Origin of the sequence: Xenophilus sp. Marseille-Q4582, from assembly GCF_916700565.1 — a bacterium.
Taxonomy (GTDB): Bacteria; Pseudomonadota; Gammaproteobacteria; order Burkholderiales; family Burkholderiaceae_C; genus Xenophilus.
The window spans coordinates 410,848-432,165 of record NZ_CAKAKO010000006.1 but is presented as its reverse complement, the minus strand read 5'-3'; the positions used below and the strand labels follow the sequence as shown (position 1 = coordinate 432,165).

18 protein-coding genes are annotated in these 21,318 nt (G+C 67.7%); 1 reads left to right on the top strand and 17 read right to left on the bottom strand.

Translation table 11 applies throughout. The features are described 5' to 3' along the window. Window positions 1-4: 4 nt before the first annotated feature. The 17 genes from LG388_RS22220 to LG388_RS22140 all read right to left on the bottom strand — a co-directional run bounded on the left by LG388_RS22220 (window position 5) and on the right by LG388_RS22140 (window position 20,252). Window positions 5-1,573 (bottom strand): SpoVR family protein, encoded by a 1,569-nt coding sequence (locus LG388_RS22220; RefSeq protein ID WP_225784742.1) that lies wholly within the window; start codon window positions 1,571-1,573, stop codon window positions 5-7. Continuing rightward, window positions 1,570-2,862: a YeaH/YhbH family protein gene (locus LG388_RS22215; RefSeq protein WP_225784741.1), complete on the bottom strand. Its 1,293-nt coding sequence runs from the start codon at window positions 2,860-2,862 to the stop codon at window positions 1,570-1,572. Before LG388_RS22215 ends, LG388_RS22220 begins: the two co-directional genes overlap by 4 nt. 33 nt (window positions 2,863-2,895) lie before the next feature. After that, a complete protein-coding gene (locus tag LG388_RS22210) occupies window positions 2,896-4,818 on the bottom strand; it encodes a PrkA family serine protein kinase (protein ID WP_225784740.1) in 1,923 nt (640 codons plus the stop codon). A gap of 756 nt (window positions 4,819-5,574) precedes the next feature. After that, window positions 5,575-6,708, bottom strand: coding sequence for a molecular chaperone DnaJ (gene dnaJ / locus LG388_RS22205; RefSeq protein WP_225784739.1), 1,134 nt, complete (start codon window positions 6,706-6,708; stop codon window positions 5,575-5,577). 120 nt (window positions 6,709-6,828) lie between these two features. Further along, complete coding sequence (gene dnaK, locus LG388_RS22200; protein WP_225784738.1) at window positions 6,829-8,769, bottom strand: molecular chaperone DnaK; 1,941 nt, start codon at window positions 8,767-8,769, stop codon at window positions 6,829-6,831. Window positions 8,770-8,883: 114 nt separating this feature from the next. Beyond that, entirely contained in the window at window positions 8,884-9,465 is a 582-nt protein-coding gene (grpE, locus tag LG388_RS22195; RefSeq protein ID WP_225784737.1) for a nucleotide exchange factor GrpE, read from the bottom strand. A 214-nt stretch (window positions 9,466-9,679) separates the two neighbouring features. Continuing rightward, a complete protein-coding gene (locus LG388_RS22190; protein WP_225784736.1) occupies window positions 9,680-10,030 on the bottom strand; it encodes an FKBP-type peptidyl-prolyl cis-trans isomerase in 351 nt (116 codons plus the stop codon). 133 nt (window positions 10,031-10,163) lie between these two features. Then, complete coding sequence (locus tag LG388_RS22185) at window positions 10,164-10,511, bottom strand: helix-turn-helix domain-containing protein (protein WP_225784735.1); 348 nt, start codon at window positions 10,509-10,511, stop codon at window positions 10,164-10,166. 115 nt (window positions 10,512-10,626) lie between these two features. Continuing rightward, window positions 10,627-11,502 carry an archaetidylserine decarboxylase gene (gene asd, locus LG388_RS22180; protein ID WP_225784734.1) on the bottom strand — a complete coding sequence of 292 codons (876 nt, stop codon included), beginning with the start codon at window positions 11,500-11,502 and terminating at the stop codon, window positions 10,627-10,629. A gap of 94 nt (window positions 11,503-11,596) precedes the next feature. Further along, window positions 11,597-12,601, bottom strand: coding sequence for a tripartite tricarboxylate transporter substrate binding protein (locus LG388_RS22175; RefSeq protein WP_225784733.1), 1,005 nt, complete (start codon window positions 12,599-12,601; stop codon window positions 11,597-11,599). 131 nt (window positions 12,602-12,732) lie between these two features. Further along, entirely contained in the window at window positions 12,733-13,713 is a 981-nt protein-coding gene (locus LG388_RS22170; RefSeq protein WP_370630234.1) for a tripartite tricarboxylate transporter substrate binding protein, read from the bottom strand. Window positions 13,714-13,956: 243 nt separating this feature from the next. Then, a complete protein-coding gene (garD, locus tag LG388_RS22165) occupies window positions 13,957-15,534 on the bottom strand; it encodes a galactarate dehydratase (RefSeq protein WP_225784732.1) in 1,578 nt (525 codons plus the stop codon). Window positions 15,535-15,577: 43 nt separating this feature from the next. Continuing rightward, window positions 15,578-16,879 carry a TRAP transporter large permease gene (locus LG388_RS22160; RefSeq protein ID WP_225784731.1) on the bottom strand — a complete coding sequence of 434 codons (1,302 nt, stop codon included), beginning with the start codon at window positions 16,877-16,879 and terminating at the stop codon, window positions 15,578-15,580. A gap of 48 nt (window positions 16,880-16,927) precedes the next feature. Next, on the bottom strand, window positions 16,928-17,359 hold the full coding sequence (locus LG388_RS22155; protein ID WP_225785167.1) for a TRAP transporter small permease: 432 nt from the start codon (window positions 17,357-17,359) through the stop codon (window positions 16,928-16,930). Between the two features lie 125 nt (window positions 17,360-17,484). Then, the gene (locus tag LG388_RS22150; protein ID WP_225784730.1) at window positions 17,485-18,450 is read right to left on the bottom strand and encodes a TRAP transporter substrate-binding protein; all 966 of its coding nucleotides are present in this window, start codon (window positions 18,448-18,450) and stop codon (window positions 17,485-17,487) included. A gap of 57 nt (window positions 18,451-18,507) precedes the next feature. Next, window positions 18,508-19,389, bottom strand: coding sequence for an SMP-30/gluconolactonase/LRE family protein (locus tag LG388_RS22145; RefSeq protein ID WP_225784729.1), 882 nt, complete (start codon window positions 19,387-19,389; stop codon window positions 18,508-18,510). 17 nt (window positions 19,390-19,406) lie between these two features. Next, window positions 19,407-20,252: an NAD(P)-dependent oxidoreductase gene (locus tag LG388_RS22140; protein ID WP_225784728.1), complete on the bottom strand. Its 846-nt coding sequence runs from the start codon at window positions 20,250-20,252 to the stop codon at window positions 19,407-19,409. 170 nt (window positions 20,253-20,422) lie between these two features. On the opposite strand from LG388_RS22140, the gene LG388_RS22135 reads away from it, so the two are divergent. After that, a complete protein-coding gene (locus tag LG388_RS22135; protein WP_225784727.1) occupies window positions 20,423-21,181 on the top strand; it encodes a FadR/GntR family transcriptional regulator in 759 nt (252 codons plus the stop codon). Window positions 21,182-21,318 lie beyond the last annotated feature (137 nt).

Here is a 21,318-nt window from a genome sequence, read left to right as displayed (position 1 = left end):
TCTCTCAGCCGCGCTTGGGACTCACGGTGCGGCGGGCGCTGGCCACGCCCTGCGCGTCCACGCTTTCGAGGTGAACGTCGAAGCCCCACAGCCGCGCCACGTGCTTGAGCACTTCGGGCGTGTCCTCATGCAGCGGGCGGCGGTCGCGCACCGTGTGGCGCAGCGTCAGCGAACGGTCGCCGCGCAGGTCCGCGTTCCAGACCTGGATGTCGGGCTCGCGGCTGGCGATGTCGTACTGGCGCGACAGCGATTCGCGCAGCGCGCGGTAGCCGCCCTCGTCGTGGATGGCCGAGACCTCCAGCTCGTCCTCGTCCTCGTGGTCGCGGATGGCGAACAGGCGGAAGTCGCGCATCACCTGCGGGCTCAGGAACTGGCCGATGAAGCTCTCGTCCTTGAAGTTGCGCATGGCCCAGTCCAGCGTCTGCACCCAGTTGCTGCCCGCGATGTCGGGGAACCAGTGGCGGTCTTCGTCGGTCGGCTTCTCGCAGATGCGGCGCAGGTCCGTGTACATCGCGAAGCCCAGCGCATAGGGGTTGATGCCGCTGTAGGCGCGGTGGCCGACGGGCGGCTGGTAGACCACGGCGGTGTGCGAGGCCAGCCATTCGACCATGAACCCGTCGGCCAGCAGTCCCTGGTCGTACAGCGAATTGAGCAGCGTGTAGTGCCAGAAGGTGGCCCAGCCCTCGTTCATGACCTGCGTCTGGCGCTGCGGGTAGAAGTACTGCGCGATCTTGCGCACGATACGCACCACCTCGCGCTGCCAGGGCTCGAGCAGCGCGGCGTTCTTCTCGATGAAGTACAGCAGGTTCTCCTGCGGCTCGGGGGGAAAGCGCCTGGCCGCGGCGGACTCGGCCTCGGCGCCGGTGCTGCCGCGCGGCACGGTGCGCCACAGGTCGTTCACTTGCTGCTGCAGGTGCCGCTCGCGTTCTTCGCGCAGCGCGATTTCCTGGGCGAGCGAGCGCTTCTGCGGGCGGCGGTACCGGTCCACCCCGTAGTTCATCAGTGCATGGCAGGAGTCCAGCAGCTCCTCCACCGCGTCGATGCCGTGCTTCTCCTCGCATTCGGCCACATAGTTCTTCGCATAAACCAGGTAGTCGATGATGGACGAGGCATCCGTCCACATGCGGAACAGGTAGTTGCCCTTGAAGAAGCTGTTGTGGCCGTAGGCGGCATGCGCGATCACCAGCGCCTGCATGGCCATCGTGTTCTCCTCCATGAGGTAGGAGATGCACGGGTCGGAGTTGATGACGATCTCGTAGGCCAGGCCCATGAAGCCGCGCCGGTAGTTCTTCTCGGTGGCGATGAACTGCTTGCCGTAGGACCAGTGGCGGTAGATCACGGGCATGCCCACGCTGGCGTAGGCGTCCATCATCTGCTCGGCCGTGATGATCTCGAGCTGGTTCGCATAGGTGTCCAGGCCGAAGGCGCGCGCCGTGCGCGCGATCTCGCCGTGGTAGGTCTCGATCAGCTCGAAGCTCCAGTCCGCCGGGCTGGGCAGGCGCTGCGGCGCGCGGGCGAAGACGGGCGGCAGCCCTTGTTGTGAGGCGCGCGGGCGCTCAAGAACGCTGCTCATGCGGGGCTCCCTTCCTTCTTGAACAGCTCGCGGAACACCGGGTAGATGTCCTGCGCGCCGTGGACCTTGCGCATCGCGAAGTGCCTGTGCTCGCCCTCGAGCTGCGCGTATTCCTGCCAGAGGTTCTGCTCGGCCTCGGCCACCTGCACGTAGGCGTAGTAGCGCACCAGCGGCAGGATGTCCTGCGCCAGCAGCTCGCGGCAGCGGCCGCTGTCTTGGTGCCAGTTGTCGCCGTCGCTGGCCTGCGCGCCGTAGATGTTCCACTCGCTGCTGGGGAAACGCGCGCGGATGATGTCCCGCATCAGCACCAGTGCGCTCGACACCACGGTGCCCCCCGTCTCCGTGGCGTGGAAGAAATCGTCCTCGCTGACTTCCTGCGCCTGCGTGTGGTGGCGGATGAAGACCAGCTCGATCTTCTCGTAGTGCCGCGTGAGAAAGAGGTACAGCAGCATGAAGAAGCGCTTGGACATGTCCTTGCGCGCCTCGTCCATCGAGCCCGACACGTCCATGAGGCAGAACATCACGGCCTTGGCGCTGGGCACCGGCGTGCGCACGCGGCTGCGGTAGCGCAGGTCGATGGGGTCGATGTAGGGCACGTGCCGCGCGTGTTTGCGCAGTTCGTCGATGGCCAGCTCGGTCTCGTGCCGCTCCTTGCGCAGCAGCGGGCTGTCGGCCTCCGGGTGCAGCTCCAGGGCCGTCAGGTGCTGCACCAGGCGGCGCAGTTCCTTGCGGTCTTCGCCGCCCAGCGCGATGCGCCGGGCCAGTGCGCCGCGCATGGAGCGCACCACGTGCAGGTTGTTGGGCGTGCCGTCGCTCGTGAAGCCCGCGCGGTGGCTCTTCCATTCCGGCACTTCGGCCAGCTGGGTGCGGATCAGGTGGGGCAGGGCGAGGTCTTCGAAGAAGACCTGCATGAATTCCTCGCGCGTGAGGCGGAAGACGAAGTCGTCCTCGCCTTCGCCGCCGTCGCTCGCTTCGCCGCTGCCCGAGCCGCCACCGGCCTGGCCCCTGGGCCGCTCGATGCGGTCGCCCTTGACGTACTCCTGGTTGCCCGGATGCACGTACTCGCGGTTGCCGCCCTGGGCATGGCCGAAGGTCGGCTCCGACACGTCCCGGCGGGGCAGGGTGACGTCCTCCCCCTGTTCCAGCTCGCGGATGTTGCGGCCCGCGACGGCCTTGCGCACCGCATCGCGGATCTGGACGCGGTAGCGGCGCAGGAAGCGCTCGCGGTTGCCCACCGACTTGTTCTTGCCCGAGAGGCGGCGGTCGATGATCTGCTGGAGCACGGCCATGTCAATCTCCCGATGCGCGCGAGGGAAAGAGGATCACGAACTCTTTCTCACGCGCAGGTACCACTCGCACAACAGCCGCACCTGCTTGGCCGTGTAGCCCTTCTCGACCATGCGCGTCACGAAGTCCTCGTGCTTCTTCTGCTCGTCGGCGCTGCTCTTGGCGTTGAAGCTGATCACGGGCAGCAGCTCCTCGGTGTTGGAGAACATCTTTTTCTCGATCACCGAGCGCAGCTTCTCGTAGCTGGTCCACAGCGGGTTCTTGCCCGCGTTGTTGGCGCGCGCGCGCAGCACGAAGTTCACGATCTCGTTGCGGAAGTCCTTGGGATTGGCGATGCCCGCGGGCTTCTCGATCTTCTCCAGCTCGGCATTGAGGGACGCGCGGTCGAAGACCTCGCCGGTGTCCACGTCGCGGTACTCCTGGTCCTGGATCCAGTAGTCGGCATAGGTCACGTAGCGGTCGAAGATGTTCTGGCCGTACTCCGAATAGCTCTCGAGGTAGGCGGTCTGGATCTCCTTGCCGATGAACTCCGCATAGCGCGGCGCCAGCAGCTCCTTGATGTAGCCGACGAACTTCTGCTCGGTCTCGGGCGGGAACTGCTCGCGTGCGATCTGCTGCTCCAGCACGTACATCAGGTGCACCGGATTGGCCGCGACTTCGGAGCTGTCGAAGTTGAAGACCTTGGAGATGATCTTGAAGGCGAAGCGCGTGGACACGCCGCTCATGCCTTCGTCGACGCCCGCGTAGTCGCGGTACTCCTGCAGCGACTTGGCCTTCGGGTCCGTGTCCTTGAGGCTCTCGCCGTCGTAGACCTGCATCTTGCTGAAGAGGTTGGAGTTCTCGGGTTCCTTCAGGCGCGTGAGCACCGAGAACTGGGCCATCATCTTCAGCGTGCCCGGGGCGCAGGGCGCGGCCGACAGCGAAGAGTTGCGCACCAGCTTGTCGTAGATGCGGATCTCTTCGGACACGCGCAGGCAGTAGGGCACCTTGACGATGTAGATGCGGTCGAGGAAGGCCTCGTTGTTCTTGTTGTTGCGGAAGGCCTTCCATTCGCTTTCGTTGCTGTGCGCGAGCACGATGCCGTCGAAAGGAATGGCGCCGAAGCCCTCGGTGCCCTTGAAGTTGCCTTCCTGGGTGGCCGTCAGCAGCGGGTGCAGCACCTTGATCGGTGCCTTGAACATCTCCACGAATTCCAGCAGGCCCTGGTTGGCCAGGCACAGGCCGCCCGAGTAGCTGTACGCGTCGGGGTCGTCCTGGGCATAGGTCTCCAGCTTGCGGATGTCCACCTTGCCGACCAGCGAGGAGATGTCCTGGTTGTTCTCGTCGCCGGGCTCCGTCTTGGCCACCGCGATCTGCCGCAGCACCGAGGGGTAGCGCTTGACCACCTTGAACTGGCGGATGTCGCCGCCGTACTCTTCCAGCCGCTTCACGGCCCAGGGCGAGAGGATGCGCTGCAGGTAGCGGCGCGGGATGCCGTATTCCTTCTCCAGGATCTCGCCGTCCTCGGCGGGGTCGAACAGGCCCAGCGGCGACTCGTTCACCGGCGAGCCCTGCAGCGCGTAGAAGGGCACCTGCTCCATGAGCTGCTTCAGGCGCTCGGCGATGGAACTCTTGCCGCCGCCCACCGGGCCCAGCAGGTAGAGGATCTGCTTCTTCTCCTCCAGGCCCTGCGCGGCATGGCGGAAGTACGAGACCACCTGCTCGATCGCGTCTTCCATGCCGTAGAACTCGCGGAAGGCCGGGTAGAGCTTGATGACCTTGTTGGCGAAGATGCGCGACAGGCGCGGATCGTTGCGCGTGTCGACCAGTTCGGGATCGCCGATGGCCTGGAGCATGCGCTCGGCCGCCGTGGCGTAGGCCGTGGCGTCCCGCTTGCAGATGTCCAGGTACTCCTGGAGCGAAAGAACCTCTTCACGGGTGCGCTCGTAACGCGCTGCGAAGTTGCTGATGACATCCATAGGGCACCTCCATCGGGTCAACAAGGCTCTGCGCCGGGTCCGGTGTCGGGCTGCCGCGTCGACTCTGGCGAGAGCACGCGCTCCGAAAAGCAGCGTGTGGCGGCGGCCTGTCCCCCGGATGAACTCCCCATCTGCAGATTTGGTGAGCCCAGCATAAGACAAATAACGCGGCAGTGTCATTGGCCGTTGGCGTGATTTGCGAATTTACAAATCCGATTTCACGCCGGCGCCAACGCTCTGCATCCCACCATCGGCAGCAAAAGACGTGCCGGGTTACAAATGGCGGGTTCCAAACCTGCAGCCGGCGCGCCGTGCAATTCGGTGCAAAAGGCCGCCGGGCGGCGCTGGCGGGGCCTCGCCGCCCAATGGCAGGGGGCCCCGGAGCGCGTTCGCGGCGGGCCTGCTCAGAAACCCGCCGATTTGATGTTACCGAATATTACCCGGCTAGAAGAAAAACAATCCGGATGAAATTGATTTGCTTCGCGGGTTTGGCCTATGCCCATGGATTGGACGCTCCGACAAGGCGCGTAGGAGGATCGCCCAATTCCGGCGGCAGCGGGGGCGCTGGGGCCAATTGGCCGCGCGTGCGCGCCGGGCGGCCGGGGCGGGCGCGCCAATTGGCCGCATGGGCCGGCGGAAAGGATTGCCGCAAAAGCGGCAGCCGCGGGCCCAAAGAAAAAGAGACCGCCGCGGCGGTCTCCATGCGGGGCGCGAAGCCGGCGGCCATGCGGCCGCAAGCCCCGGCAGGCGGCGGGGTCAGCTGAAGAACTCCTTCGCCTTGTCGAACCAGCCCTTGTCGTTGGGGCTGTGCTTCGTGCCCCCCTTCTTCAGCGATTCGTCCAGTTCCTTGAGCAGCTTGCGCTGGTGCTCGGTGAGCTTCACCGGCGTTTCCACGCGGATGTGGCAGTACAGGTCGCCCGGGTAGCTGGAGCGCACGCCCTTGATGCCCTTGCCGCGCAGGCGGAACTGCTTGCCGCTCTGCGTGCCATCGGGAATGTCGATGGCCGCATGCCCGCCCAGCGTGGGCACCTCGATCTCGCCCCCGAGCGCGGCCGTCGTCATGCTCACGGGCACCACGCAGTGCAGGTCGTCGCCGTCGCGCTCGAAGACCTCGTGCTTCTTGATGCGGATCTCGATGTACAGGTCGCCCGGCGGCCCGCCATTGGTGCCGGGCTCGCCATTGCCGGTGCTGCGGATGCGCATGCCGTCGTCGATGCCGGCCGGGATCTTCACTTCCAGGGTCTTGGTGTTCTTGATCTTGCCCTGGCCGTGGCAGGTGGTGCAGGGCTCGGGAATGATCTTGCCGGTGCCGCGGCACTGCGGGCAGGTCTGCTGCACGCTGAAGAAGCCCTGGCGCATCTGCACCGCGCCGGCGCCGTGGCAGGTGGTGCAGGTGATGGGCTTGGTGCCGGGCTTGGCGCCGCTGCCGTGGCAGGTGCCGCAGTCGTCCCAGCTCGGGATGCGGATCTGCGCGTCCTTGCCCTCGGCGGCTTCCTCGAGCGTGACCTCCATCGCATAGCTGAGGTCGTTGCCGCGGTAGACCTGGCGTCCGCCGCCGCGGCGGGCGCCGCCGCCGAACACGTCGCCGAAGATGTCGCCGAAAGCCTCGGCGAAGCCGCCGAAACCTTCCGCGCCGGGACCGCCGCGCATGTTCGGGTCCACCCCCGCGTGGCCGTACTGGTCGTAGGCGGCCCGCTTCTGGCCGTCAGAAAGCATCTCGTACGCTTCCTTGACTTCCTTGAACCTGGACTCGGCGTCCTTGGCCGCATCACCCTGGTTGCGGTCCGGGTGGTACTTCATGGCCAGCTTGCGATAGGCCTTCTTGATTTCGTCGTCCGAGGCGTTCTTGGGCACACCCAGGATTTCGTAGTAGTCGCGTTTGGTTGCCATGGATTTGCCTGTGAAGGGCGGTCAGCAATGCCTCGGGCCGAGGCAGAAACAGAGGGAGCACAAAGACGAAAGGCCGGAGCGCCCCTGCAGGTGCTCCAGCCTCGCGTCCGGGCCGGGCCGTCAGCCCTTCTTCACTTCCTTGACCTCGGCGTCCACGACGTTGTCGTCCGCGGGGGCGCTGGCGGCTTGCGCGCCGGCCGATGCACCGGCCGCATCGCCTGCCGCGCCGGCCGCGGCCTGGGCGTCGGCGTACATCTTCTCGCCCAGCTTCTGGCTGGCGGTCATCAGCGCCTCGGTCTTGCCGTCGATCGCGGCCTTGTCATCGCCCTTGAGCACGTCTTCCAGCTCCTTGGCGGCCGTCTCGATCTCGCTCTTCTCGGCCGGCGACAGCTTGTCGCCGTGCTCGGTGAGCGACTTGCGCACGCTGTGCACCAGCGCCTCGCCCTGGTTGCGCGACTGGGCCAGCTCGACCTTCTTCTTGTCCTCGGCGGCGTTGAGCTCGGCGTCCTTCACCATCTTCTGGATTTCCTCCTCGGAGATGCCCGAGTTGGCCTTGATGGTGATCTTGTTCTCTTTGCCCGTGGCCTTGTCCTTCGCGCCCACGTGCAGGATGCCGTTGGCGTCGATGTCGAAGCTCACCTCGATCTGCGGCGTGCCGCGCGGCGCCGGCGGGATGCCCTCGAGGTTGAACTCGCCCAGCAGCTTGTTGCCCGCGGCCACTTCGCGCTCGCCCTGGAACACCTTGATCGTCACGGCCGGCTGGTTGTCGTCGGCCGTCGAGAAGGTCTGCGCGAACTTCGTCGGGATCGTGGTGTTCTTGGTGATCATCTTGGTCATCACGCCGCCCATCGTCTCGATGCCGAGCGACAGCGGGGTCACGTCCAGCAGCAGCACGTCCTTGCGGTCGCCCGACAGCACCTGGCCCTGCACGGCCGCGCCCACGGCCACGGCTTCGTCCGGGTTCACGTCCTTGCGCGGCTCCTTGCCGAAGAACTCCTTGACCTTCTCCTGCACCTTGGGCATGCGGGTCTGGCCGCCGACCAGAATCACGTCGCTGATCTCGCTCACGCTCACGCCGGCGTCCTTGATGGCCGTGCGGCAGGGGGCGATGGTGCGCTCGATCAGGTCTTCGACCAGCGACTCCAGCTTGGCGCGGGTCAGCTTGATGTTCAGGTGCTTCGGACCCGTGGCGTCGGCCGTGATGTAGGGCAGGTTCACGTCGGTCGCCGCGCTGTTGGACAGCTCGATCTTGGCCTTCTCGGCCGCTTCCTTCAGGCGCTGCAGCGCGAGCACGTCCTTGGACAGGTCCACGCCCTGTTCCTTCTTGAACTCGCCGATGATGTAGTCGATCACGCGCTGGTCGAAGTCCTCGCCGCCCAGGAAGGTGTCGCCGTTGGTCGACAGCACCTCGAACTGCTTCTCGCCGTCGACGTCGGCGATCTCGATGATCGACACGTCGAAGGTGCCGCCGCCCAGGTCATACACGGCGATCTTGCGGTCGCCCTTGTCCTGCTTGTCCAGACCGAAGGCCAGCGCGGCCGCCGTGGGCTCGTTGATGATGCGCTTGACGTCCAGGCCGGCGATGCGGCCCGCGTCCTTGGTGGCCTGGCGCTGGCTGTCGTTGAAGTACGCGGGCACCGTGATCACGGCCTCGGTCACCGGCTCGCCCAGGTAGTCCTCGGCGGTCTTCTTCATCTTGCGCAGCACCTCGGCGCTGATCTGCGGCGGCGCCAGCTTCTTGCCGCGCACTTCCACCCAGGCGTCGCCGTTGTCGGCCTTGGTGATGGTGTAGGGCATCAGGTCGATGTCCTTTTGCACCTCTTTCTCTTCGAACTTGCGGCCGATCAGGCGCTTGACCGCATAGAGGGTGTTCTTGGGGTTGGTGACGGCCTGGCGCTTGGCCGAGGCGCCGACCAGCACCTCACCGTCTTCTTGGTACGCAATGATCGAAGGCGTGGTGCGCGCGCCTTCCGAGTTCTCGATCACGCGGGTGTTGTTGCCCTCCATGATCGCCACGCACGAGTTGGTCGTGCCCAGGTCGATGCCGATGATCTTGCCCATGTTGTGTACTCCTGAATCTGCAAAGAATCTTGTGCTTAACGTGTGGATAAGTCCGCCGGATTCAAGGGATCGAGCGGGGACTTCCTGTGTGTTTCTGCGAGCGGGGCGCGGGCCTCACTTGGGCGCGCTGACCGTGACCAGCGCGGGGCGCAGCACGCGTTCGGCGATGGTGTAGCCCTTTTGCAGCACAGACACGATGGTGTTCGCTTCCTGCTCGGAGGGCACGGCGGCGATGGCCTGGTGCTGGTGCGGATCGAACCGGTCTCCCACGGCCGGGCTCACGGCCAGCACCTTGTTGCGCTCCAGCGCGCTTTGCAGCTGGCGCAGCGTCGCTTCGGAGCCTTCGCGCAGCTGTTCCACCGTCGCTTCCTGCACGGCGAGGCCGGCCTCGAAACTGTCCAGCACGGGCAGCAGCGATTCGGCGAAGGCTTCGAGCGCGAACTTGCGGGCCTTGCTGACCTCCTCGTCGGCGCGGCGGCGCGCGTTCTGCACGTCCGCCTGCGCGCGCAGGTACTGGTCCGACAGTTCGGCGTTCTTCGCCTGCAGGGCGGCCAGTTCGGCTTCGAGGTTCTGCGCCTGGGCCTGGCTGGCTGCGGCATCGGCCGCGCTCGCGGCGGCCGCGGCTTCGAGTTCTTCGGGGCTGGGGGCGCCGGTCAGGGCGTCCGTTTGGCTCGGGGGAATGGGGTTCTCCGACATGTCCTTGAGTCAATGGGAAAAAGCTGCCTCGCAGCTAGGGCCCTGAAAGCCCTTTTCAAGACAGGGCGATCGTTCCGGGCACAAGAAATTCTCAATCGATCGCTGCTTGGCGATCAATTCCGGGATCCATGGAAGGCGCGGTGGGCCGGGCAGCCCGCAGGGGCCCTGCGGCCTGCCACCCGGGGGCCGCGCCCGGCCCAGGCGCGGCAGGGCGTCAGTGCGTGTCGAGCAGCTCGACGTCGAACTTGAGCGTGGCGTTCGGCGGAATCACGCCGCCGGCCCCGCGGGCGCCATAGCCCAGGGCGGCAGGGATGATCAGCGTGCGCTGGCCGCCCACCTTCATGCCGGCCACGCCCTCGTCCCAGCCCTTGATCACATGGCCCGCGCCCAGCGGGAAGGAAAAGGGCTGGCCGCGGTCCCGGCTGGAGTCGAACTTGGCGCCCTGCTGGCCGTCGTTGTAGAGCCAGCCCGTGTAGTGCACGTGCACATGGTGGCCGGCTTGCGCCTCGGCGCCTTCGCCGACGACGGTGTCTTCGTACTGCAGGCCGGAAGAAGTGGTGGGCATGGAAGCTCCTCAGGGAAGATGGGAAAGAGGCGGGCACACCGTCGGCGCGCCGCAAGGCCGGGCAGTGTAACGAGGGTGTTCCGGGGCGGCAGGCGCCGCGGGCTCGGCAGCCGCGGCGCGCACCTGCCGGGCTTCAGTCCGGCCGCCCGGGCGGGGGCGCACCGGGTGCCGCCGCGGGCCCCGCCGGCTGGCTGGCCCGCCAGCGGGTGGCGAAGGCCGGCAGGTCCGACAGGCGCCGGGCCAGGTCCAGCCCCGCCGGCGTGAGCACGTAACCGTCGGGCGCCCGCGTCAGCAGCCCGGCGGCGCGCAGTTCCTTGATGCGGGTGTTGAGCGTGTTGGGCGTGATGCCGCCTACGCTGTCCTGCAGCAGGCGGAAGGTTTGGGCATGGCTGTCGCGCAAGGCCCAGAGCACACGCAGCGCATAGCGCGCTTCGAGCAGGGCGAACAGGGCACTGATCGCAGCGTTGTCCTTGGAGCTCATGGCCAGTCCTTGCGAAGACGCGTGCGCCAGTCTATCCCCGCCGCGGGAGCGCCGGACACGGCCCCGGGGCGCGCGGTCCTGCGGGGCGGCCGGTCTCGCCGCGCTGGGCTGCCGCTCAGGCGGGCAGCTGCGTGTCGTAGGCCATGGCCTCGCCCAGCCGGATCGCGCGGCCGGGCGCCCAGTCGGGATGGAAGGCCAGCGCCGGGCGCGGGAACAGCATCACCACCGTGGAGCCCAGCAGGAAGCGGCCCATTTCCTCGCCCTGGCGCAGCACGATGGGCGCCTGGCCGGCGGCGTCATAGCGCCAGTCGCGCAACTGGCCCGTGCGCGGCGGGTTGACCACGCCGTGCCACACGGTCGCCATGCTGCCGACGATGGTGGCGCCCACCAGCACCAGCACGAAGGGCCCGCGCGCGGATTCGAAGACGCAGACCACGCGCTCGTTGCGCGCGAACAGGCCCGGCACGCCGCGCGCCGTGACCGGGTTGACCGAGAACAGCTCGCCCGGCACGTAGACCATGCGCATGAGCCGCCCGTCGCAGGGCATGTGGATGCGGTGGTAGTCGCGCGGGCTCAGGTACAGCGTGGCGAAGCTGCCGCCGGCGAAGCGCGCCGCCAGCTGCGCGTCGCCGCCCACCAGCGCCGTCGTGCTGTAGTGGTGGCCCTTGGCCTGGAAGACCTGGTCGCCCGCCGCGCCCGTGAGCGCGCCGAACTGGCTGATGGCGCCGTCGACCGGGCACACGAAGGGCGCCTCGGCGATGGGCCGCGCGCCGGGCTTGAGGGCGCGCGTGAAGAAGTCGTTGAAGCTGGTGTAGTGCGCGGCCTCGGGGTGCACCGCCTCGGCCATGTCCACGCCGTACCGGGCGATGAAGCGCTCGATGATCCAGGTGGTCAGCGCACCGCGTTCGCCGCGTGCCACCCATCCGGCGAAGGCCGTGAGGGCTTGTTTGGGATAGAGGTACTGCGGCAGGACGGCGAGGCGATCGGACAAGAAGGCTCCAGGCAGGGGCAGGACGGACGGCCTGCGATTCTAGGAGGCCGCCGCGGGCGCCATGGCCGTGCCGCGCGGCCGGGCGCCCTGCCGCTTACTCAGGCTTGATGTTCGCCGCCTTGATCACCTGCGCCCACTTGGCCACCTCGGCCTTCTGGAACGCCGCGATCTCGGCCGTCGTCATGTCGGCCGGCTGCATGCCGAAGCTCTTGAGCCGCTCCTGCATGTCGGGCTGGGCCAGGATGGTGCGGATCTCCTTGTGCAGGCGGTCGACGATCGGCGCCGGCGTGCCGGCCGGCACGAAGATCGCCTGCCAAGACAGCACCGAATAGTCCGCCAGGCCCGGCACGCCGGACTCGGCCACGGTCGGCACGTCGGGCAGCGACTCCAGCCGCTTGGGGGAGGTGACGGCGATGGCGCGCAGCTTGCCGCTGGCGATGTGCGGCGCGGCGACGACGGTGGTGTCGAACATCATGTCCACCTGGCCGCCGATCACGTCCTGGATCGCCGGGCCGCTGCCCTTGTACGGCACGTGGTTGAACTTCACGCCCGACTTGTAGGCCAGCAGTTCCAGCGACAGGTGCTGCGAGGTGCCGATGCCGGCCGAGGCCGAGGACAGGCCGCCGGCCTTGGCCTTGCTGGCCTCGACGACGTCCTTGAGCGTCTTGTAGGGGCTGTTGGCCGGCACGACGAGCACCGTGGGGTTGGTGCCGATCAGCGTCACGGGCGCGAAGGAGGTGACCGGGTCGTAGCCGATCTTGGGATACAGGCTCACGTTGATGGCATGCGAGCTGACGGTGCCGCCCAGCATCGTGTAGCCGTCGGGCGCTGCGCGCGAGGCGATCTCGGAGCCCACGCTGCCGCCGGCGCCGCCCTTGTTGTCGATGACCACGCTGGTGCCCAGCGCCGTGCCCAGCTTCTGGCTGATCAGGCGGCCCAGCACGTCGGTGGTGCCGCCGGCCGGGAAGGGCACCATGTAGGTGATGGCCTTGCCCGTGGGCCAGCTGCCCTGGGCGAAGGCGGTCGTGGCCGGCAGGGCGGCCGCGGCCATCAGGGTGCCCGTGACGAGGGCGCGTTGGAGGAGGGTACGGCGTTGCATGAAGGTCTCCAGATTGAAAGAAGAAGGACCCCGAAGGGCGCATGCCGCGCGGGCCTGTTGTCGTTGGAGTCGGCGGCGCGCGGACCGGGATTCGCCCTTGCACGGCCGTTCGGGCCGTGCGGGCGCGGCTTTCAGGGCTTGAGGTTGAGCTTGCCGATCAGGCCCTTGAAGTACACGTCGTCCTTGGCCAGCGTGTCCTTGAAGATCGCGCCGTCGGTGTAGACATAGCCCAGGTTCTGCTTGTCCATCACCTCGTGCATCAGCGGCTCGGCGGCGGTCTTGGCCGTGATCTCGCGCAGGCGCGCCATCACCTCGGGCGGCGTGTTCTTGGGCGCGCCCAGGCCGCGCCAGGTGCCGATGGCCAGGTCGATGCCCTTTTCCTTGGCGGTGGGCACCTTCTCGAAGCCCTTCACGCGTTTGTCGGCCATCACCATCAGCGTCTTGAGCTTGCCGGACTGCACATGGGTCGTGACCTCTGCCGGGCTCACCGTCACGGCCTCGATGTGGCCGCCCAGCAGCGCCAGCACGGCGGGCGCCGCGCCCTGGAAGGGGATGTGGTTGAACCGGGTGCCGGTCTTGTCCTCCAGCGCCGCGGCGGCCAGGTGCCAGATGGAGCCGTTGCCCGAGTTGCCGATGCGCATCTGCTCGGGCTTCTTCTTCGCATCGGCCAGGAACTCCTCGATCGTGTTCCAGGGCGCGTCGGCCTTCACGGTCACGGCGGCCGGGTCGGCGTTGAGCTGCGCGATGGGCTGGAAGTCGTCGTACTTGAACTTGGCCAGGCCCAGGTGCGGCAGCGTCAGCAGTTCCACCGTGAGCACGGCCAGCTTGTAGCCGTCGGGCCGGGCGTTGATCACTTCCTGCCAGCCGATGGCGCCGCCGGCGCCTGGGCGGTTGACGATCACGATGCTCTGGTCGATGTGCTTGCGGCTGGCGTCGGCAAAGGCACGGGCCAGGCCGTCGGTGCCGCCGCCGGGCTGGTAGGGCACCAGCAGTTCGATGGGCTTGCTGGGGAAGGTGCTCTGGGCCTGTGCACCGAAGGTCAAGCCCAGGCCGAGGCCCAGGGCGGCCAGCAGGACGGCGCGGCGGGCCGGTGCGAAGCGAAGGGAGGGGATGCTCACGGTTTTGTCTCTCTTGGGGTTGTGAATCTGGGGAACGCGTGACGAAAGAGGGGGGCAACTCAGTGCATGGACTTCAGGGTTTCCAGGTGTCTTCCTTGTGGCGGCGCGTGGGGACGGGGGCGCATGCAGGGGCGTGTGTTGGCGCGGGGGCACGCGTCCGTCGCGCGGGCGTGACCCCGCGCGAGGGCGCGCGCGCGGTGCGAACAGCGCTGCGAGGGCCGAGGGACTGCGGCCGTCTCATGTCACGGGCGCCGGGTTGAACAGCACGAGGGCGTTGTGCAGCTTCCACTGCTCGGCCCAGGTCTTCTTGCGGCCGCTGGCCACGTCCAGCATGAGCTGGAACATCTCCCAGCCCACGTCGGCGATGGTCTTCTCGCCCGTGGCGATGGTGCCGGCGTTGATGTCCATGAGGTCGTGCCAGCGGCGCGCCAGGTCGTCGCGCGTAGCCACCTTGATGACGGGCACCTCGGCCAGGCCGTAGGGCGTGCCGCGGCCCGTCGTGAACACGTGCAGGTTCATGCCGGCGGCCAGCTGCAGCGTGCCGCAGATGAAGTCCGATGCGGGCGTGGCGGCGTAGATCAGGCCCTTGTGCTGGAGTTTCTCGCCCGGCGCGATCACGCCCGAGATCGGCGAGGAGCCGCTCTTGACGATGGAGCCCATGGCCTTCTCGACGATGTTCGACAGCCCGCCCTTCTTGTTGCCGGGCGTGGTGTTGGCGCTGCGGTCCACGCGGCCCTTGTCGAGGTAGGCGTCGTACCAGGCCATCTCGCGGACCATGGCTTCGGCCACCTCGGGCGTGCTGGCGCGCGAGGTCAACTGGTCGATGCCGTCTCGCACCTCGGTCACCTCGCTGAACATCACGGTGGCGCCGGCGCGCACCAAGAGGTCGGTGCAGTAGCCCACGGCCGGATTGGCGGTCACGCCGCTGAAGGCATCGCTGCCGCCGCACTGCACGCCGACCACGAGCTCGCTGGCCGGCACGGTCTCGCGCCGGCGCGCGTTCAGGCGCTCGAGGTGCTCCTCGGCCTGGCGCATGATGGACTGCACCATGGACATGAAGCCCACGTGCGCATCGTCCTGCAGGCAGACCACGTCGAGCTTGGCCTCGGCCGTGTCGCCCACGTCGGCCACGTTGCGCTCGTCCACGATGGGAATCGACCCCGGGGGAAGAAGTCGTTCGGGCTGCAGCTTCTCGCAGCCCAGGCTCACCACCATCACCTCGCCGCCGAAGTTCGGGTTCAGGCTGATGTTGCGCAGCGTGCGGATCGGAATGATCGCGTCCGGCGCGTCAATGGCCACGCCGCAGCCGTAGGTGTGCGCGAGCGCCACCACGTCGTCCACGTTCGGGTACCTGGGCAGCAGTTCGGCCTTGATGAGCTGCACCGCGAAGTCGGTCACGCCGGCCACGCACTGCACGGTCTGCGTGATGGCCAGGATGTTGCGCGTGCCGACCGAGCCGTCCGCGTTGCGGTAGCCCTCGAAGGTGTAGCCTTCCAGCGGCGGCTGCGGCTCGGGCTTGACGGTGGCGATGGGCAGGCCTTCGAGCGCGCGCGCCTCGGGCAGGGTCAGCAGGCGCTCGTGCACCCAGCTGCCGCGCGGCAGCGGCTTGTTGGCGTAGCCGATGGTCACGTTGTAGCGCCGCACGGCGCCGCCCTCGGGAATGTCCTGCAGCGCGACCTTGTGCGCCTGCGGCACCTTGTCGACCAGGGTCAGGCCGTCCGGGAACACCGTGCCGGCCGGCAGGCCGCCGTCGTTGGCGACGATGGCCACGTTGTCGGCCGGGTGCATGGTGATGTAAAGCGGGGCGCTGCGCATCGGGGGAACGGGGGTGGATGGCGAGGGTGGAAGGCGTGCGCAGCTACTTCAGCGGAGCGTTCAGGAGCGTGGGCAGCCAGGTGGAGAACAGCGGCACGTAGGTGACCAGCATCAGGCACACGATCAGCGCGCCGTAGAAGGGCAGGATGGAGCGCATCACCTCGCCCACCGACACGCCGCCGATCGCGCACCCGATGAACTGCGTGGTGCCCACGGGCGGCGTGTTCAGCCCCAGCGCGCAGTTGATGAGCATGACGATGCCGAACTGCACCGGGCTCATGCCGAATTCCATCGCGATGGGCAGGAAGATGGGCGTGCAGATCAGGATCGTGGCCGCCATGTCCAGGAAGGTGCCCAGCAGGAAGAGCAGCACGTTGATCATCAGGAAGATGACCCAGGGGCTGCTGGAGACGCTGGTCATCAGCTCGCCGGTCTTCTGCGGCACTTCGTACAGCGCCATGAAATAGCCGAAGGCGGAACTGATGCCGATCAGGAGCAGCACCACGCCGGTGGTCTTGCAGGCCTTGGCGCAGGCCTTGAGGAAGTCCTTCCACGAGAGCGAGCGGTAGACCAGCACCGTGACCAGCAAGGCCCACATCACGGCCGTGGCGGCCGACTCGGTGGCCGTGAACACGCCCGACAGGATGCCGGCCAGGATGATGACCACGATCAGCAGCCCCGGCAGCGCGGCGATGAAGGCCGCCAGCACCTCGCCCCAGCCGGGGAAGGCGCCGCGGATCGGGTAGCCGCGCTGGATGGCCACCCAGTAGGCGGCCGCCAGGTTGCACACCGTGAGCAGCAGCGCCGGCACCAGCCCGGCGAGGATCAGGCTCAGGATGCTGACCGAGGCGATGCCCGTGGTCGCGAGCGTGAAGATGATCAGGTTGTGCGAGGTGGGCATCAGCGCGCCGACCAGAGCCGCGTGCGTGGTCACGTTCACCGCGTAGTCGGCGTCGTAGCCCTCCTTCTTCATCAGCGGGATCATCACGGAGCCCATGGCCGAGACGTCGGCCACGGGCGAGCCCGCCACGCCGCCGAACAGGGTGCAGCCCACCACGTTGCTCATGCCCAGGCCGCCGCGCACATGGCCCACCAGGCTGTTGGCGAAGCGCACGATGCGCTGCGCGATGCCGCCGTAGAGCATCAGCTCGCCCGCGAACACGAAGAAGGGGATGGCCAGGAAGGAGAAGATCTGCATGCCGCCGACCATCTTCTGGAACACCACCGCCACCGGAAGGTCGGCATAGAGCACGGTGGCCACCGAGGCCAGCCCGATCGAAAAGGCCACCGGCACGCCCAGCACCAGAAGGGCCAGGAAGCTCAGGGCAAGGATTGCCAGTTCCACTGCAATGTCTCCGCGTCTTGTCTTTTGTTATCGGTACGGAAGGGGTGATCAATGCCAGGACGGCTCGACGTCCTCGCCGCGCAGCAGCGCCACGATGTGCTCGATGGAGAACATCACGATCAGCGCGCCGGCTACCACCAGCGCAAGGTAGTCCATGCCCACGGGCACGTGCATCATGGGTTTCATGTCGCTCCACTTGAGCACGGTCCACTCCCAGCCGCTTTCGACCATGATGGCGCCGAAGAGCGCCACCAGCGCGTGGATCAGCACCTCCAGCTTCAGCCGCAGGCCCTCGGGCAGCAGCGAGACCAGCGATTCGAGCCCGATGTGGCCCGCGTCCCGCACGCCCACCGCCACGGCCAGCGCCGTGACGTAGAGCACCAGCTGCAGCGCCAAGCCTTCGGCCCAGGTGGGCGTGTCGTTGAAGATGTAGCGGCCCACCACCTGGTACTGCACGGCGAGGATGATGGCGATCAGCATCACCACCGCGAGCACCAGGCTGGCCTTGGACAGGGCGGCACACAGGCGCGTGTAGGCATGGCGCGCCGTGGGCCGCAACGACTCCGGCTCGGTGAGCCCGGCCGCCAGTTCCTCGATGGGATGGGTCACTTGTTGTCCTGCACGGCCTTCACCAGCCGCTTGAGGTCGGGCGTGGTGATGAACTTGTCATACACCGGCGTCATCACGGCCTTGAAGGAGGCCTTGTCCACGTCCTTGACGATGGTGGAGCCGGCCTTGACCACGATGTCCAGCGCCTTGGCTTCCTGCTCGTCCCACTTCTGGCGCTGGAAGGTCACCGATTCCTTGGCGGCCGCACGGAACAAGTCCTGGTCGGCCTGGGACATCTTGTCGAACACCTTCTTCGAGATCACTAGCACCTCGGGGGCCATCGAATGCTCGGTGTGCGAATAGAACTTCACCGCCTCGTAGTGCTTGAAGCCTTCGTAGGAGGGGATGTTGTTCTCGGCGGCGTCGATCAGACCGGTCTTGAGCGCGGTGTAGACCTCGCCGGCGGGCATGGGCGTGGCGTTGGCGCCCATGGCGGTGACCAGCGCCACCCACAGGTCGGACTGCTGCACGCGGATCTTCAGGCCCTTGGTGTCGGCCACGGTCTTGACCGGCTTCTTGGCGTAGATGGAGCGGGCGCCCGAGTCGTAAAAGGCCAGGCCGACCAGACCTTCGTGCTCGCAGCCCTTCAAGATCTCGTCGCCGATCGGGCCGTCCAGCGTCTTGCGCATGTGGGCGATCGAGTCGAAGAGGAAGGGCATGGTGGGCACCAGCGTCTTCGGGCAGATGGAGTTGAGCGCGCTGATGTTCACGCGGTTCATCTCCAGCGCGCCGATCTTCACCTGGTCCAGCGTCTCCTTCTCGGAGCCCAGCGCGCTCTTGTTGAAGACCTTGATCTTGTACTTGCCGTTGCTGCGCTGCTCGAGCAGCTGGCTCATGTGCTTGACGGCGGCCACCGTGGGGTAGTCGTCGCTGTTGTGCACGTCGGCGGAGCGGAAATCGCGCGCCTGCACGCCCAGGCAGCACGCGGCGGCGGCCAGGCCCATCAGAGTGGTCTTGAACATGGCTTTGTCGTCCTCTTTCTCTTGGTGGTGTGGATGTTTTCTTCTCTCGGGAGCCGCTCAGCCCGCGAAGGCCGGCTCGGGCAGCCCCTGCGTGCCCGGCCGCAGCGCGAACACGCCGCCGGCCAGCGGCTGGTCGCTCAGGTCGCCGCCCGGGCGGATCGACGTCACGTAGAGCGTGTCCAGCCGGGGGCCGCCGAAGGCGCACATGGCGGGCTTCTTCACGGGCACGGGCAGCGACTTGTCGAGCCGGCCGTCGGGCGTGAAGCGGTGCACCAGCCCGGCGTCGTTGCCGCAGATCCAGTAGCCGCCGTCCACGTCGATGGCGGCGCCGTCGGGGCGGCCGGGCAACGGATTCATGTCGACGAACAGGCGGCGGTTGCTCGGCGTGCCGCTGTCCGTGTCGTAGTCGAAGGCCCAGATGGCCTGCACGCTGGGATGCGAGTCCGACACATACATCGTGCGGCCGTCGGGGCTGAAGGCCAGGCCGTTGGGCACGATGAAGTCGTCGAGTTGTGCGGGCAGGGCGCTGTCGCCGGCGCCGAAGCGGTACCAGGCCCCCGCGCGGATGCCGGCCGCCATGTCCAGGCTCATGGTGCCGGCCCAGAAGCGGCCCTGGCGGTCGCAGCGGCCATCGTTGAAGCGCATGGCGGGCGCGGCATGCGCGACCGCGGCGCGCCGCGTGGCGCGGGCACGGCTTTCTTGCCCGAGGCTCAGCTCGAACAGCCCGCTTTCCATGCCTGCCAGCCAGCGCCCGGGCGTGGCCGTGGCGGCCAGGCAGGCCGGCATTTCTTCGGTGGCCCAGTGCCGGTGCCCCTCGGCTTGGGACCAGCGATGGATGGCGCGGCCGGGGATGTCGACCCAGTACAGCGCCTGTTCGGCGGCATGCCACACCGGGCTTTCGCCGGTGCCGTTGCGCGCATCGAGCACGAGTTCCGCCATACGGACTTCCTTGGCGTTCAGTCGCCGAAGGGGCCTTGCGCGGTGAAGGCGCCGCCCTGGTAGATGGCGTTCGGATCGGTGGCGGCCACGGGCGGCTGGGCTTCGACCCGCGCGCGGAAGGGCTCGGAGCTGTCCTTGGGCACGAAGCCCAGATGCGCGGCGGCATGGTTGTCCCACCAGACTTCGGCGTTGGCCGACATGCCGTAGACCACCGTGTGCTTCACGCCGGGCGTGAACAGCGACTTCTGGACCAGCTGCGTCAGATCGTCGTAGCTGAGCCAGGTGCTCATCATGCGGCGGTTGGCCGGCTCGGGGAAGGACGAGCCGATGCGGATGCTCACGGTCTCGATGCCGTAGCGGTCGAAATAGAACTGGGCCATGTCCTCGCCGAAGGACTTGGACAGGCCGTAGTAGCCGTCGGGCCTGCGCGGGGCGTGGGCGTCCAGTCTCTCGGTCTGCCGGTGAAAGCCGGTCACATGGTTGGAGCTGGCGAACACCACGCGCTTCACCCCCCGGCGGCGCGCCGCCTCGTAGATGTGGAAGACGCCCTTGATGTTGGCCTCCAGGATTTCCTCGAAGGGCCGCTCCACCGACACGCCGCCCAGATGCACGATGGCGTCGCAGCCCGCGACCAGCCCATCCACGGCCTGCTTGTCGGCCAGGTCGCAGGGCATCACTTCCTCGTGTGCGCCGCGCGCTTCGCCCAGCGCGGCGATGTCGGAGACACGCAGCACGCGGGCAAAGGCCGGCAGGCGTTCGCGCAGCACGCGCCCCAGGCCGCCGGCGGCGCCGGTCAGCAGCAGGCGGGGGATGGGCGAGGGCAGGGCGTCGGCGGGCGCTGCGGGAGGAAGCGGGGCGGGCAAGAGAAGTCTCCGGTGTTCTGGCTGTACGTCATCGGTTGTCGTACAACATGCGCGGCGATTATGATGAGCCCATGTCCAGCGTGTCAACGGGGATGCCCCCGCCCCCCGAATCTGGCGAGGCCTGGTCCGGTCCGGTCCGCCCGGCGGCCTCTGCGGGCGCGCCCGGTGGAATGCCCCGGCGCCGTGGCCGCAATTTGGCGCAGGGCCTGGTGGAGGACCTGGGCGACAAGATCCGCGGCCAGCAACTGCGTCCCGGCGACAAGTTGCCCACCGAATCGGCCATCATGCAGAGCTACGGCGTCAGCCGCACCGTGGTCCGGGAGGCGCTCTCCAAACTGCAGGCGGCCGGGCTGGTCGAAACGCACCATGGCATCGGCACCTTCGTGCTGCAGCCGCGCGGCGGCGGCATGGCCGGCATGTTCAGGCTGGAGGCGGCGGACATCGCCGCCACGGTGGACGTGCTCGCCGTGCTGGAACTGCGCATCAGCCTGGAAACCGAATCCGCCGGGCTGGCCGCGCTGCGCCGCACCGAAGAGCACCTGCTGGGCATGCGGGAGGCGCTGGACGAGTTCGAGCGCAACGTGGCGGCGGCCGGCGACACCGTGTCGCCCGACTTCCGTTTCCACCTGCAGATCGCGCAGGCCACGGGCAACCCGTATTTCGCGGACATCATGACGCACCTGGGGACCACCCTCATTCCGCGCACCCGCGTCAACGCCATCCGCAACCACCACCGGGGCGGGGAATACCTGAGTCGCGTGAACCGCGAGCACGAGGAGATCTTCGCCGCCATCGCACGGCGCGACCCCGATTCGGCCCGCGCGGCCATGCGCATCCACCTGACCAACAGCCGCGAGCGCCTGCGCTTGGCGCAGGAGGCCGCGCAACGCGAGGGTGCGCCGGGCGGCTCGGCGTCGGCGGCGCGCTGAACGTTCCCGCCCGCGCCGGGCGGCCTGGGCGTTTTTTCATGTGCAGGGGCTTGGCAAAGGGTCGTTCCTGGTTGTACGATGACTGACAATGAGTGGCGGTTGCGCTGCTCAGTTCCACCCGACAACTGGAGACAAGG

Bases quoted from the DNA above. Each gene is read 5' to 3' on its own strand.
- LG388_RS22220 (WP_225784742.1), bottom strand. From the start codon at position 1,573: ATGAGCAGCGTTCTTGAGCGCCCGCGCGCCTCACAACAAGGGCTGCCG.
- LG388_RS22215 (WP_225784741.1), bottom strand. From the start codon at position 2,862: ATGGCCGTGCTCCAGCAGATCATCGACCGCCGCCTCTCGGGCAAGAAC.
- LG388_RS22210 (WP_225784740.1), bottom strand. From the start codon at position 4,818: ATGGATGTCATCAGCAACTTCGCAGCGCGTTACGAGCGCACCCGTGAA.
- dnaJ (WP_225784739.1), bottom strand. From the start codon at position 6,708: ATGGCAACCAAACGCGACTACTACGAAATCCTGGGTGTGCCCAAGAAC.
- dnaK (WP_225784738.1), bottom strand. From the start codon at position 8,769: ATGGGCAAGATCATCGGCATCGACCTGGGCACGACCAACTCGTGCGTG.
- grpE (WP_225784737.1), bottom strand. From the start codon at position 9,465: ATGTCGGAGAACCCCATTCCCCCGAGCCAAACGGACGCCCTGACCGGC.
- LG388_RS22190 (WP_225784736.1), bottom strand. From the start codon at position 10,030: ATGCCCACCACTTCTTCCGGCCTGCAGTACGAAGACACCGTCGTCGGC.
- LG388_RS22185 (WP_225784735.1), bottom strand. From the start codon at position 10,511: ATGAGCTCCAAGGACAACGCTGCGATCAGTGCCCTGTTCGCCCTGCTC.
- LG388_RS22175 (WP_225784733.1), bottom strand. From the start codon at position 12,601: ATGCAACGCCGTACCCTCCTCCAACGCGCCCTCGTCACGGGCACCCTG.
- garD (WP_225784732.1), bottom strand. From the start codon at position 15,534: ATGCGCAGCGCCCCGCTTTACATCACCATGCACCCGGCCGACAACGTG.
- LG388_RS22155 (WP_225785167.1), bottom strand. From the start codon at position 17,359: ATGCTGATCGCCATCATCCTCGCCGTGCAGTACCAGGTGGTGGGCCGC.
- LG388_RS22150 (WP_225784730.1), bottom strand. From the start codon at position 18,450: ATGTTCAAGACCACTCTGATGGGCCTGGCCGCCGCCGCGTGCTGCCTG.
- LG388_RS22145 (WP_225784729.1), bottom strand. From the start codon at position 19,389: ATGGCGGAACTCGTGCTCGATGCGCGCAACGGCACCGGCGAAAGCCCG.
- LG388_RS22135 (WP_225784727.1), top strand. From the start codon at position 20,423: ATGCCCCGGCGCCGTGGCCGCAATTTGGCGCAGGGCCTGGTGGAGGAC.